The sequence below is a fragment of the Micromonospora sp. NPDC053740 genome (assembly GCF_040677775.1).
GTDB lineage: Bacteria > Actinomycetota > Actinomycetes > Mycobacteriales > Micromonosporaceae > Micromonospora > Micromonospora alfalfae.
The window spans coordinates 93729-106704 of record NZ_JBFASO010000001.1 but is presented as its reverse complement, the minus strand read 5'-3'; the positions used below and the strand labels follow the sequence as shown (position 1 = coordinate 106704).

Annotated in this window: 12 protein-coding genes; 10 read left to right on the top strand and 2 right to left on the bottom strand. The window is 71.1% G+C overall.

Going from position 1 to position 12976, the window contains the following annotated elements; genetic code table 11:
- Positions 1–65: 65 nt before the first annotated feature.
- Both ureG and AB0K35_RS00480 read left to right on the top strand, forming a co-directional pair.
- Positions 66–737 (top strand): urease accessory protein UreG, encoded by a 672-nt coding sequence (ureG, locus tag AB0K35_RS00485; RefSeq protein WP_363883750.1) that lies wholly within the window; start codon positions 66–68, stop codon positions 735–737.
- Complete coding sequence (locus AB0K35_RS00480) at positions 737–1453, top strand: urease accessory protein UreD (protein WP_238669110.1); 717 nt, start codon at positions 737–739, stop codon at positions 1451–1453. The genes ureG and AB0K35_RS00480 overlap by 1 nt, the downstream gene beginning before the upstream one ends.
- A 117-nt stretch (positions 1454–1570) precedes the next feature.
- On the opposite strand, the gene AB0K35_RS00475 is transcribed toward AB0K35_RS00480, so the two are convergent.
- On the bottom strand, positions 1571–2035 hold the full coding sequence (locus AB0K35_RS00475; protein WP_363882481.1) for a MarR family transcriptional regulator: 465 nt from the start codon (positions 2033–2035) through the stop codon (positions 1571–1573).
- 96 nt (positions 2036–2131) lie between these two features.
- Here AB0K35_RS00475 and AB0K35_RS00470 point away from each other — a divergent pair, with 96 nt between their 5' ends.
- From AB0K35_RS00470 to urtE, 6 genes are all read left to right on the top strand, one after another.
- Positions 2132–3214, top strand: a complete 1083-nt coding sequence (locus tag AB0K35_RS00470; RefSeq protein ID WP_238669112.1) for a substrate-binding domain-containing protein — start codon at positions 2132–2134, stop codon at positions 3212–3214.
- Between the two features lie 419 nt (positions 3215–3633).
- Complete coding sequence (gene urtA / locus AB0K35_RS00465) at positions 3634–4878, top strand: urea ABC transporter substrate-binding protein (protein ID WP_238669113.1); 1245 nt, start codon at positions 3634–3636, stop codon at positions 4876–4878.
- 75 nt (positions 4879–4953) lie between these two features.
- Complete coding sequence (urtB, locus tag AB0K35_RS00460) at positions 4954–5841, top strand: urea ABC transporter permease subunit UrtB (protein ID WP_112605839.1); 888 nt, start codon at positions 4954–4956, stop codon at positions 5839–5841.
- Positions 5838–7025 (top strand): urea ABC transporter permease subunit UrtC, encoded by a 1188-nt coding sequence (gene urtC, locus AB0K35_RS00455; RefSeq protein WP_363882476.1) that lies wholly within the window; start codon positions 5838–5840, stop codon positions 7023–7025. Before urtB ends, urtC begins: the two co-directional genes overlap by 4 nt.
- Entirely contained in the window at positions 7022–7912 is an 891-nt protein-coding gene (urtD, locus tag AB0K35_RS00450) for an urea ABC transporter ATP-binding protein UrtD (protein WP_238669115.1), read from the top strand. The genes urtC and urtD overlap by 4 nt, the downstream gene beginning before the upstream one ends.
- Complete coding sequence (gene urtE / locus AB0K35_RS00445; protein ID WP_238669116.1) at positions 7912–8604, top strand: urea ABC transporter ATP-binding subunit UrtE; 693 nt, start codon at positions 7912–7914, stop codon at positions 8602–8604. Before urtD ends, urtE begins: the two co-directional genes overlap by 1 nt.
- 15 nt (positions 8605–8619) lie before the next feature.
- Here urtE and AB0K35_RS00440 read toward each other — a convergent pair whose 3' ends face one another.
- A complete protein-coding gene (locus AB0K35_RS00440) occupies positions 8620–9654 on the bottom strand; it encodes a LacI family DNA-binding transcriptional regulator (protein WP_238669117.1) in 1035 nt (344 codons plus the stop codon).
- Between the two features lie 133 nt (positions 9655–9787).
- Between AB0K35_RS00440 and AB0K35_RS00435 the strand changes: the two genes are divergently transcribed.
- Both AB0K35_RS00435 and AB0K35_RS00430 read left to right on the top strand, forming a co-directional pair.
- The gene (locus AB0K35_RS00435; protein ID WP_363882471.1) at positions 9788–10735 is read left to right on the top strand and encodes a LamG-like jellyroll fold domain-containing protein; all 948 of its coding nucleotides are present in this window, start codon (positions 9788–9790) and stop codon (positions 10733–10735) included.
- A 37-nt stretch (positions 10736–10772) separates the two neighbouring features.
- The gene (locus AB0K35_RS00430) at positions 10773–12875 is read left to right on the top strand and encodes a PQQ-dependent sugar dehydrogenase (protein ID WP_363882468.1); all 2103 of its coding nucleotides are present in this window, start codon (positions 10773–10775) and stop codon (positions 12873–12875) included.
- Positions 12876–12976 lie beyond the last annotated feature (101 nt).

Sequence of the window (12976 nt, the reverse complement as noted above, 5' to 3'; positions counted from 1 at the left end):
CGCTCACGCCGCCGGCCGTCCCACCCCACGACGAGAGCGTTCCGCACGCCCATCCGGAGCCGGGGGTGGACCCCCATCCGCCGTTGGCGCGTGCCGGTCGGGCCCTGCGGGTCGGCATCGGCGGCCCGGTCGGCTCCGGCAAGACGGCCCTGGTGGCCGCGCTCTGCCGTGCCTTCGCCGACGAGTTGCGGCTCGGCGTGGTGACCAACGACATCTACACGACCGAAGACGCCGATTTCCTCCGGCGGGCCGGTGTGCTGGACCCGGCCCGGATCCGCGCTGTGGAGACCGGCTGCTGCCCGCACACGGCGATCCGTGACGACATCGGTGCCAACCTGGACGCCGTCGACGAGCTGGCCGAGGCCGTCGGCCCGTTGGACCTCGTCCTCGTGGAGAGCGGTGGGGACAACCTGACCGCGACCTTCAGTCGCGGGCTGGTCGACCGGCAGATCTTCGTGGTCGACGTGGCGGGCGGGGACAAGGTGCCCCGCAAGGGCGGGCCCGGGGTCACCGCCGCCGACCTTCTCGTGATCAACAAGACCGACCTGGCGCCGATGGTGGGTGCCGACCTCGCCGTCATGGATCGTGACGCGCGGGCCCGGCGCGGCGACCTCCCGACCCTCTTCCTGTCCATCGTGGGAGACCCCACCGCCACGTCGGTAGCGGACTGGATCCGGCACGAGTTGGCCCACCACGCCGCAGCGCACCCACTGACCGTGCCGGTCGGCCCGGCCTGATGCGAGCGCTCGCTCGGCTGGTCGCCCGGGCCGACGGTCGGGGTGGCACGGCCCTGGTCGAGCTGCACGGCGAAACGCCGTTGCTGCTGCGCCAGACCCCGACCGACGGTGGTGTCGCCACGGTGCACCTCGTCGGCGGGGCGGCCGGACCGCTCGCCGGCGACGATCTGCGCCTGGAGATCGAGGTTGGACCGGGCGCGGCCGTCCGGGTGCACAGCGTCGCCGCGTCGATCGCCCTACCGGGTCGCGCGGGTGCCGTCTCCCGGATGGCGGTTCGGGCGGTGGTGCACGCCGACGCCACGCTGCACTGGCTTCCGGAACAGTTGGTCGCGGCGGCCGGCTGCGCGCACCTCGCCGAGTCCCGGATCGAGTTGGCCGCCGGTGCGAGCCTGCTGTGGCGCGACGAGCTGATCTGCGGCCGGTACGGCGAGGCGCCCGGCGGCGCCGTCGTACACACCCAGGTCGACTACGCGGGTCGACCACTGCTGCGCCAGTCCCTCGCTGTGGGACCGCACGCGCCGGGCTGGGCCGGCCCGGCGGTGCTCGGCGGCGCCCCGGCCACCGGATCGCTGCTCGTGGTCGATCCGTCGCAGGCCGCCGAACCGCCAATGGCCGACGGCAGTGTCGCCCGGCTGCCGTTGGCCGGTGGCCCCGCGACACTGTGGACCGCCACGGCTCCCGACGCGCACACCCTGCGCGCCCACCTCAGCGTCTAGGGACCCGCTGCCGAGTCGTCCGCTGGTCCTGCCGGGATCGACCTCGGTCAGCGAGGCCGTTTCCGAGGTCAGTTTGGTGCGGTGAGCGACGGCGCCGGGCGGGAGCGGGGAAGGGGGTCAGCGGTGTGGACCGACCGCGTCGGCGTGCTCCCGCTGACGGGTCGGGTCGAGGCGGCCGACTAGGTCGTCGAGGTGGCCGATCAGGTCAGCGGCCTGCCGGACGCCCAGTTCGGCGATGCTGGCTCGGACTCGTTCGTCCAGGCGGGCGTGCTCGCGGCGGCCGCGAACTGTCAGGTACGCCCGGATCCGTCGGCGGTCGATCGGATCGACCCGGCGGAAGACGAGGTTGCGGTCGACGAGCTGGTCGACCAGCTTGGTGAGGGTGCCCGGCGGCAGTGACGCCTCGACGGACACCTCGCTCATCGGGTGACCCTGGCCGTCGGCGAGCAGGCAGAGCACCCGCCACGCCTCGATGCTGATCGCGTCGTCGGCCAGAACAGCGCCCAGTCGGCGGGAGAGCAGCCGTTCGGCGCGGGTGAGCGAGCGCAGCAGGTCGGCTGGCGTCCCGGGCACGTCTGACATGAAACTCCCTGGGCCGGTGGCCCTGTCATGGTAGCGAGTCGTCCCGGCCAGTGGTGAGCGCTGGTCTTCCGTCGTGGGCCGGGCAATCATGTGGTCATGTCCGCGCCGGCACCGCCGTGGCTGACCGTCGACAGTGCCGTGGTCAGCATCGCGCTGGTCTACCCGATGCGCGGGCCGGCCGGCATGTTCGGCCCCACCTGTGAACTCTGCGCGCAACTCGCGGTCGAGGAGATCAATCGGTGCGGTGGCGTGCTGGGTCGGGAGGTCCGGCTGGTGCCGGTCGACGGTGGCGCACCGCCGGCCGAGGTGGCCGCCGAGGTCGAGGCGTTGGTGTCGGTGGGGGCCGTGCAGGGGGTGACGGGGTGGCACATCTCCTCGGTGCGCCAGGCGTTGGCGCCCCGCGTCGCGCACCGGGTGCCCTACGTCTACACCGCACTCTACGAGGGCGGCGAACGCACCGAAGGTGTCTTCCTGACCAGCGAGACGCCGGATGCCCAACTGTGGCCCGCGATGCGGCTGCTCGCCGCGGAGCAGGGCGTGCGCCGCTGGTTCGTGGTGGGCAACGACTACGTGTGGCCGCGCCGGACGTCGCGCGCGGCCCAGCGGTACGCGCTGCGCGCCGGTGGGCAGGTGGTGGGCAGGCACTTCCTGCCGTTGGACGCGCACGACTTCACCGAGGTGCTGCGCCGCATCGAGCACAGTGACGCGGACGCGGTGTTGATGCTGCTGGTCGGTGCCGACGCGGTCCGGTTCAACCGCGCGTTCGCCCGATCCGGCCTGGACCAGCGCTGCCTGCGGTTGAGCACCCTGATGGACGAGAACATGCTGTTGGCCAGCGGCGCCGGCGCGACCCGGAGGCTGTACAGCACGGCGGGTTTCTTCGCCGGGCTGGTCACACAGGAGAATCTCGACTTCCACGGCGAGTTCGCGCGGCGTTTCGGGGTGGAGGCGCCGCCGCTGGGAAGCCTGGGCGAGTCCTGCTACGAGGGCGTCATGCTGCTTGCCGCGCTGATCGGCCAGGCCCGCACCCTCGATGTACGGGCCATCGAGACGGCCGCCGACACGGTTGCCTACCACGGGCCCCGTGGGCGGTTGCGGCTGCGCCAGCGGCACGTCCGGCAGCGCATCTACCTCGCCGAGGCCGACGGGCTCGACTTCACAGTGCTCGCCCAGCTCTGAACTCAGCACGGCAGTCGGCCCAGCCGACCCTTGACAGCGCCACCCGATCCCGTCCTAAGATGCTTCCTGCGTGAAGTATCTGCCATGGGGTCAGATCTCACCATTGCGCGCCCACCGTTGACGGATTCGTCCGTCGACCATTGTGGTGGCACTTATCCTGCGTTTTTCCGAACGGCCGACACCGCTTCCTCCCCAACGGTGTCGGCCGTTTTTCGTGCGCGCCTCGACGGTCCCTCGGAAACAGTCAATTAAGGACTGGGAAACACCCGCGCAATCATGCCGGTCAACGCTTTCCCTGCCCATATCCGATCCGGTGCCCTGCGCGGCGTCCACCCGTCGACCCTGGCATCGCCCACGTCAGCTCCATCGGACCGCACCGACCGTCCTTTCGCCACTTGAGTGCACCGCAGGGAGAGTAGATGTCATTATTCCGGGGCCGCCGCATCCTGGCGGGTGCCATGACCCTGGTCGCCGCGGCCGCGATGACCGCGTGCGGCAGCAAGACCACCGACGAGGGCGGCGCGACCGGCGTCACCGCCGACGTCTCCGGTGACACCGTCAAGGTGGGCCTGCTCAACTCGCTCTCCGGGACCATGGCGATCAGCGAGGTCACCGTCCGCGACTCCATCATGCTCGCCGTCGATGAGATCAACGCGGCCGGCGGTGTCCTCGGCAAGAAGATCCAGCCGGTCGGTGAGGACGGCGCCTCGGACTGGCCCACCTTCGCCGAGAAGGCCGAGAAGCTCATCTCCGAGGACCGCGTTGCCGCCGTCTTCGGCTGCTGGACGTCGGCCAGCCGCAAGGCGGTCAAGCCGGTGTTCGAGAAGAACAAGGCGTTGCTGTTCTACCCGGTGCAGTACGAGGGGCTTGAGCAGTCGCCCTACATCTTCTACACCGGAGCGACGACCAACCAGCAGATCGTTCCCGGGCTGGACTACCTCAAGTCGCAAGGCGTCAAGTCGGTCTATCTGGTCGGTAGCGACTACGTCTTCCCGCGAACCGCAAACAAAATCATCAAGGCGTACGCGACCGCGAACGGGATGACGGTGCTGGGTGAGGATTACGCGCCGCTCGGCTCCACCGAGTTCGGCACCATCGTCAACAAGGTCAAATCGTCCGGCGCGGACGCGGTGTTCAACACACTCAACGGTGACAGCAACGTGGCCTTCTTCAAGGAGTACAAGTCCGCGGGTCTGAGCGCCGCCGCGATGCCGGTGGTGTCGGTGTCGATCGCCGAGGAAGAGGTGAAGGGCATCGGCACCCAGTACCTGGAGGGCCAGCTGACGGCCTGGAACTACTACCAGACCACCCCGGGCGCGGCGAACTCGAAGTTCGTGGCCGCGTACAAGGCGAAGTACGGCGCGGACAAGCCGACAAGCGATCCGATGGAGGCCGCGTACGTCGGCGTGCACCTGTGGAAGGCGATGGTCGAGAAGGCCGGCGCCTTCGACGTGGAGAAGGTTCGCTCCGCCTCGGACGGGATCACCTTCGACGCGCCGGAGGGTCTGGTCACCGTCGACGGCAAGACCCAGCACATCGCCAAGACCGCCCGGATCGGCAAGATCGGCGCGGACGGTCTGATCACCGAGGTGTGGAACTCCGGCAAGCCGGTCGCACCGGACCCGTACCTCAAGACCTACCCGTGGGCGAGCGGCCTGAGCTGACGCCGCCGGCCCGGGCGGAACGCGTTGCCGCGCGCTCCGCCCGGGCCACCCGACCAGCAGTTCGGAGTCCCCACAGTGACAGTCCTCTTCGGTCAACTCTTCACCGGCATCAGCATCGGCGCGGTGCTGCTGCTCATCGCGCTCGGCCTGGCGCTGACCTTCGGCCAGATGAACGTGATCAACATGGCGCACGGTGAATTCATCATGGCCGGCGCGTACACCACCTACGTTCTGCAACAGAGCATCACCGGCGCCGGCCTCTCGCTGGCGGTCGCGCTGCCGGTGGCGTTCGTGGTCGCCGGCACCATGGGTGTCCTGCTGGAGGTGCTGCTCATTCGCCGGCTCTACGCCCGGCCACTGGACACCCTGCTGGTCACCTGGGGTGTCTCGCTGATTCTGCAACAACTGGCTCGGGACATCTTCGGCAGCCCGAACGTGCAAACCCGCGCGCCCGAGCTGCTCACCGGCAACGTGGCGCTGCCCGGCGGGCTGACCATCGCCAACAACCGGCTGTTCATCCTGGCCCTGGCGCTGGCCGCCGTCGCGGCGCTCACACTGGCGCTGCGACTCACCCCGCTCGGGCGTCGCATCCGCGCGGTGGTGCAGAACCGCGACCTCGCCGCCGTGTCCGGCATCGCCACCTCCCGGGTCGACCGGACGACCTTCTTCCTCGGCTCCGGCCTGGCCGGGCTCGCCGGGGTGGCCCTCACCCTGCTCGGCCCGATCGGCCCGACAATGGGCACCAACCTGATCATCGACGCCTTCCTGGTCGTCGTGGTCGGCGGGATCGGCCAACTCAAGGGCAGTGTGATCGTCGCCTTCGCCCTCGGCGTGCTCCAGGCCACCGGGGAGTACCTGACCACCCTCAGCGTCGCCAAGGTGATCGTGTTCGTGGCGATCGTCGCGTTCCTCCAGTGGCGGCCACAGGGTCTGTTCACGCTGCGGACCAGGAGCCTCGCATGACCGCCGTCACCCCCGCGCCGCCCAGCACCGCCGTCCGTCCGGCGCCCGCCGGCGCCGTACCCCCGAACCGCCCCGCCGGCCGCTCGCGACTCCGCACCCTGGCCGGCTTCGCCTTCGGCGCGGCGCTGCTGTTCGCCGTCGCCCCGCTGGTGTTGTCGGACTTCCGGCTGGCCCTGCTCGCCAAGTACCTCTGTGTCGCCATGGTCGCGGTCGGCATCGGGATCGCCTGGGGCCGGGGCGGGATGCTCACCCTGGGCCAGGGCGTCTTCTTCGGCCTCGGCGGCTACGCGATGGCCATGCACCTCAAGCTCGCCGACGCGGGCCCGGGTGGGATGCCCGACTTCATGCAGCTGTACGGGCAACTCGACGAGCTGCCGCTGTGGTGGCGGCCGTTCGCCAGCCCGTGGTTCGCGCTGCCCGCCACTGTGCTGCTGCCGATGGCTGTCGCCTTCGGGCTCGGCTCGCTGGTCTTCCGTCGCCGGGTCCGTGGCGCGTACTTCGCCATCCTCAGCCAGGCGCTCGCCGCCGCGATGGTGATCCTGCTGATCGGCCAGCAGGGCACCACGGGCGGCACCAACGGGCTCACCGACATCACCGGCTTCTTCGGCTACGACCTGGACGACCCGGTCAACCAGCGGATGGTGTACTTCATCATCGCCGGGACGCTGCTGGCGTTGCTCGCGCTGACCCGTCAGCTCATCCACAGCCGCTACGGCGAGCTGCTGGTGGCGGTCCGCGACGGTGAGGAACGGGTCCGCTTCCTGGGCTACGACCCGGCGTCGGTCAAGCTGGTGGCGTACGTGGTCGCGGCGGGGATGGCCGGGCTGGCCGGGGCGCTGTTCGTGCCGGCGGTGGGCATCATCTCGCCCGCGCTGATCGGCATCGTCCCGTCGATCGAGTTCGTCATCGGCGTCGCAGTGGGCGGCCGGGCGACACTGCTCGGGCCGGTGCTCGGCGCGGTGGCGGTCGCCTGGGCGCGTACCGCTCTCTCCGAGCGTTTCCCGGGCACCTGGACGTACCTCCAGGGGTTGCTCTTCGTGGTCGTGGTGGCGTTCCTGCCCGGCGGTCTGGCGTCGCTGTGGGCGTTGGCCCGCCGCCGCGACGTCGCCGCGCAGCCGCTGCGGCGCGGGTGGTTGTCGCTGGGCCGACGACGCGCCGAGCGGACGGAGGTGCCGGCGGCATGAGCGAACGCACCGAGCGCAGGGAGGGCCGTGAGCGCATGCCCAGCCAGCACGGCATGAGCGAACGCACCGAGCGCAGGGAGGGCCGTGAGCGCATGCCCAGCCAGCACGGCATGAGCGGCGAACGGTTGGACGGGTTGTCCGTCCGTGACCTGCGGGTCAGCTTCGACGGCTTCACCGCTGTGGACGGCGTCTCGTTGGAGGTGCCCGCCGGTGACATCCGGTTCCTGATCGGGCCGAACGGCGCCGGCAAGACCACGGTTGTCGACGCGGTCACCGGTCTGGTCCGGGCCACCGGCTCGGTCCGGTTCGGGGAGGAGGAACTGCTCGGCCGGCCGGTGCACCGGATCAGCCGACTCGGCATCGGGCGGACCTTCCAGACCTCGACGGTATTCGAGGAGCTGTCGGTGTTGCAGAACCTCGACATCGCGGCGGGCGCTCGCCGCAGTTGGGCGACGCTGGCCCGCCGCCGCCGTGGTGTGCCCGACGAGGTCGCCGCCGCGCTGGAGACCATCGGCCTGGCCGAGCGGGCCGCTGACCTCGCCGGGACGCTCGCGCACGGCCAGAAGCAGTGGCTGGAGATCGGCATGCTGCTGGTGCAGGACGCGCGGCTGCTGCTGCTGGACGAGCCGGTCGCCGGGATGAGCCATGAGGAACGCGACGCCACCGGCGCCCTGTTGGAGACGGTGAGCCGGGACCGCACCGTCGTCGTGATCGAGCACGACATGGACTTCCTGCGTCGGTTCGCGCGCAGCGTCACGGTGCTGCACGCCGGCCGGGTGCTCAGCGAGGGCACTGTCGCGCAGGTCCAGGCGGATCCGCGCGTGCAGGAGGTCTACCTTGGCCACCCGGTGGACGCCGGGTCGGCCCGCACCGGCCTGGAGGCATGATGCTGACGCTGCGCGGGGTGCACGCCGGGTACGGGCGTTCTGAGGTGCTGCACGGGGTCGATCTGGCGGTCCCGCCCGACGGGGTGGCCGCCGTGCTCGGGCACAACGGTGCCGGCAAGAGCACACTGCTGCGGGTTGCGGCGGGGCTGCTGCGCCCGAGTGCCGGCACCGTCGAGTTGGACGGTGAGGACGTCACCCGCGCCGGGCCGCACGAGCGGGTGGCGCGGGGGATGGCGTACGTGCCGCAGGGTCAGCAGTGCTTCCCGCACCTGACCGCCGCGGAGAACCTGCGGCTTGTCGCTGACGGTCGGCGCGACGGGGCGGTGGCCACGGCGGAGGTGCTGGATCTGTTTCCCGCGTTGCGCCCGCTGTTGCGGCGTCGGGCCGGGCTGCTCTCCGGCGGTCAGCGCCAGCAGCTGGCCATCGCCCGGGCCCTGATCACCCGGCCGCGGCTGCTGATGCTCGACGAGCCGACCGAGGGCATCCAGCCGTCGGTTGTCGCGGAGATCCAGGAACGGATCGTCGAGCTGACCCGGCAGTCCGGGTTCAGTGTGCTCCTCGTCGAGCAGCACCTGGGTTTCGCGCTGCGGGTGGCGGACCGCTACCACGTGCTGGAGTCGGGTCGGGTCACCTCGCACGGCGACGGGGGTTCCACTGCCGAGCGGGAGGTCCGGGCGGCGTTGGCGGTGTGATCGGCGTGGCGTCGGTCAGATCGTCGGTGCCGGCCCGGTCGAGTCGCGGACCACCAGCAGGTGCCCGGTGGGGCGGCGGCGAGGGCGTGTCGTGCGTGGCTTGAGCGCGAGGGCGAGTGCCGTGCGGCCCATCTCGGTCATCGGCAGGCGGATGGTGGTGAGGCTGGGTGCGAGGTCGGCAGCCACGGAGACGTCGTCGAAGCCGACGACTGACATCCGCGCGGGCACCGGCACGCGGCGCGAGCGCAACGTCGACAGCACGCCAATGGCCATCGCGTCGTTGAGCGCGATGATCGCCGTCGTCTCGGGATGGTCGTTGAGGATCTGCTCGGCGGCGGCGCGTCCACCGCCGCGGGTGAAGTCGCTGTGCACGACGGCGAGGTCGGCGGGGGACCGCCCGCGCTCCCGCAGAGCCGACGACACTCCGGCCAGCCGGTCGGCGACGGTGGTGAGGCCGGCGCTGCCCGCGGCGACAGCGATCCGCCGGTGGCCGAGATCCATCAGGTGCTGGGCGAGCGCGAAGCCACCGGCCTCGTTGTCCGGCAGCACGGCGTCGACGCCGAGCGCGTGCCGTCCGATGGCGGCGGCCCGGCCGCCGTGGTCCTGGAACGTGGCCAGCTCGGCGCGCGCCGCGCTCTCCATCCGTGGGTCGTCGTAGCCGGAACCGCTGATCAGGACGATGCCGACCCGCTGGGCGATCAGGTGGCGCAGCTGTTGCAGCTCGTAGTCGGGGTCGCGGCCGGACTGGCAGATCTGCACGAGCAGCCCCTGCTCGGCGGCGAGCTGGATGACCCCGGCGGCGATCTCGGAGAAATACGGGTCGTCGACCTGATGGACGATCAGACCCACAGTGGAGGTGGCCCCGCTGGCCAGGGTGCGGGCGTACGGGTTGGCCACGTAGCCCAGTTCGCGAGCGACCTGCCGGATCCGATCGGCCACCTCGGCGCTGACCCCCTCACGGCCGGCGAGGGCGCGGGAGGCGGTCGCCAGCGAGACGGCGGCGTGTCGGGCGACGTCCACGAGGCGCGGCCGCTGGCTGGCCCTGGGCATCGGCAACCTTCCGAAAACATCCATGTCGCCCGATCTGTTGCGAGCGACATCGATCGAAGCCTAGGGTACGTAAGCGCTTTCGTAAGCGCTTACGTGACCGGCATCCGGGATGCCGCGAAACGAGGTGACAGCCATGTCCAGGGCCCGAAGAGCGGCCGTCTCCCTCCTGGCGATCGGCGCACTGACCGGCGCCAGCGCGCCAGCGGCGCAGGCGGATCGCAGCATGTCGCCCGACGTCCACCCGGCGCTGCGCGCGCACCTGGTCGCCGCGTACGACTTCGACCACCCGGTGCCCGGCGACCCCGCCCTCGAACGCGACCAGGGGCGTTCCGGCACCGAGATCGAGCTGATCAACGGCGGTGCCGCCATGCGGGTGCCGGACCGCGCCTACCGCGGCAGCGGCAACGCGGTGCAGACCCGGCAGGTCGCCCCCGCCGTCGCCGGCAACGACGACTGGAAGGCCGGCACCTGGTCGGCCAGCGGGGTGCGGACACTGCGTGCCTTCAGCGCCACCGCCGGCACCACGGTCATGGGCTGGTTCAAGCTGAACATGGACAGCCCGCTACCCAACTCCACCACCGCCGACCCGGACGACAGGTACAACGCGATCGGGCTGGCCGGAGTGCTGACCGGCGACTCCGACGGCCACGGCGTCCGCGCCCTGCTGGAGCTGATCGACGTCGACGGGGAGTTGCGCCTCGTCGCGCTCGGCCGGCGGCTCGACGGCGGCAACTCACAGACCTTCGCCGCCACCCGGGACTGGCGTGAGCTGCTGCCGGTGGGGGAGTGGGTGCACCTCGCCGCCACCTTCGACTTCAACACCGGCGCGCTCGCCCTCTACCGCAACGGCGAGCCGGTGGACGGCTTCTACACCCGCGCCGACGACCCGTGGCTGGTGTCCGGGCCGGGCCCGCACGTGACCACCGCGTCCGACCCCCGGGGCATCAAGATCGGCGGGAGCTTCCCGCAGGACACACTCGAACGCAACCCGTGCGACTGCCGGATCGACGGCCTGATGTTCCTCGACAGTGTGGTCTCCGCAAACGACGTACGGAGGCAGTACCGCCACCTTGCCCGCTGACCACCCTCGGCACCGTCCCACCGAGAAGGAGACACGCGTGCGCACCCTGCACCGCCGCGCCGGCACCGTCCGCCGGCCCACACTGAGGGCCGGCCTCACCGCCCTCGTGCTGATCCTGTCCACACTGGTCGCCACGCCCGCGCGCGCCGCCGACGCGGTCTACGACCCGATCCCCGAGATGCCGGTCCAGTCCCGACTGGGGCTGGTCCTCAGCGAGTACGCCAGCTTCCCGCAGTCGTACCCCACGCCGGCGCCGACCGACGCGCGGCTCATGCGTACCGCACGGATCAACACCATCATGGAGGTGCCCGACGGCTCCGGCCGGCGGGCGGTGCCCGACCTCAACGGCAGCCTCTACCTGGTCGAGGGTGGCGTGCCGCACGTCTACCTGGACGTGGCCGCGACGTTCGCGCCGCGGTTCTTCTCCGGTCGTGGGCTCGGCCAGGGCTTCGGGTACGTCGCCTTCCACCCGGAGTTCGGGGCGAACGGCCGGTTCTACACCATCCACACCGAGTTGGCGTCGACGACGACCGCCACAGCGGACTACGCCCAGCCCAACACCCTCTTCCACGGTGTCATCACCGAGTGGACGGCGACGGATCCGGCCGCCGCCACCTTCGCCGGTACGCACCGGGAGGTGCTGCGCATCGGCTTCGGCGGTCAGGTACACGGCATCCAGGAGATCAACTTCAACCCCACCGCCAAGCGGCACGACCGCGACTACGGCCTGCTGTACCTCGCCGTCGGCGACGGTGGCCAGGGCGCGCGCAACACCGATCCGCAGAACCTTGCCCTGCCGCACGGCAAGCTGCTGCGGATCGACCCCCGGGGCACCAACTCCGCCAACGGGCGTTACGGCATCCCCGCCGGGAACCCGTTCGTCGGCAGGCCCGGCGCGCTCGGCGAGCTCTACGCGGTGGGTTTCCGGGACCCGCACCGGTTCAGCTGGGACCGGGCGACCGGCCGGATGTACCTCGGGCACATCGGTGAACACGCCGTCGAGGCCATCTACGAGGTCCGCGCCGGGGACAACTTCGGCTGGAGCGAGCGCGAAGGGTCCTTCGTCTTCGACAGGGCGGCAACGAACCAGTGCGACCGGCTGTTCCCGCTGCCCGCCGACGATGACAGGTACGGCTACACCTACCCGGTCGCCGCGTACGACCACGACCCCGCCGCCGGTTGGAACTGCACCGACGACGTCGGTGTCGCGGTGGCCGGTGGCTTCGTCTACCGGGGGCGGGCGCTGCCCGCGCTGCGCGGAAAGTACGTCTTCGGCGACCTGGTCGACGGCCGGGTGCTCTACACCGAGGCCAACGAGATGCGCCGGGGCCGGGATCTGGCCACGATCCACCAGCTCGCGCTCTTCGACACGGCTGGCACCCCGGTCCGGATGCGCGACCTGTCCGCCCCGGGCGCGCCCGGTGACCCCAACCGGGTGGACCTGCGCTTCGGCACCGACGCCGCCGGTGAGCTCTACGTCGTCGCGAAGGCCAACGGAAAGGTCTGGAAGGTGACCGGTACCCGGGAGTTCGCCAGCGGTGACGTCGGAGACGTCACAGTCCGCCGCACCGCCGGAGCCGCGAACTGGGCGCCGGTGACGCCGGCGAAGTGGCAGTTCACAGGCGACCAGGTCATCCTGGCCGAGGCCGGGGAGAGCCGGCCGGGCCCGCGCCGGCCCTTCGAGTACGCAGTGCTGACCAACGGCCCGCAGTGGTCGTCGGTGCGGATCGACGCCGAGGTACGACTCGACACCCCGGTGGAGGTCACCAACCGGGACGTGATCATCGTCTTCGGCTGGCGCTCCGACACCGAGTTCTACTACGCCCACCTCTCCACCGACAACACGATCTATCCGCACAACGGCATCTTCAAGGTGGACGACGCCGACCGGGAGCGCATCGACCACCAGTGGAACGGCCGCTCCCGGGGCGCCAATCCGGCGATCACCGATGCCAGGTGGCACCACGTCCGGGTGGTGCACCTGCCGAGCACCGGCGAGATCGCCGTCTACCTCGACGGGCACCGCGACCCGCTGCTCACCGCGAAGGACACCACCTTCGGCTCGGGCCGGGTCGGCTTCGGCTCGTTCGACAACGTGGGCCGACTGCGCAACCTGACCGTCACCGGCACGCCGGCCTGAACCGGGGGCGCGGTGGGGACGACGACGCTCGCGCCGTCGTCCCCACCGGCTCATCCGTCGACCTGCCCCGGCGGGCCCGGTCCGGTTCGTAGAATTCCTGC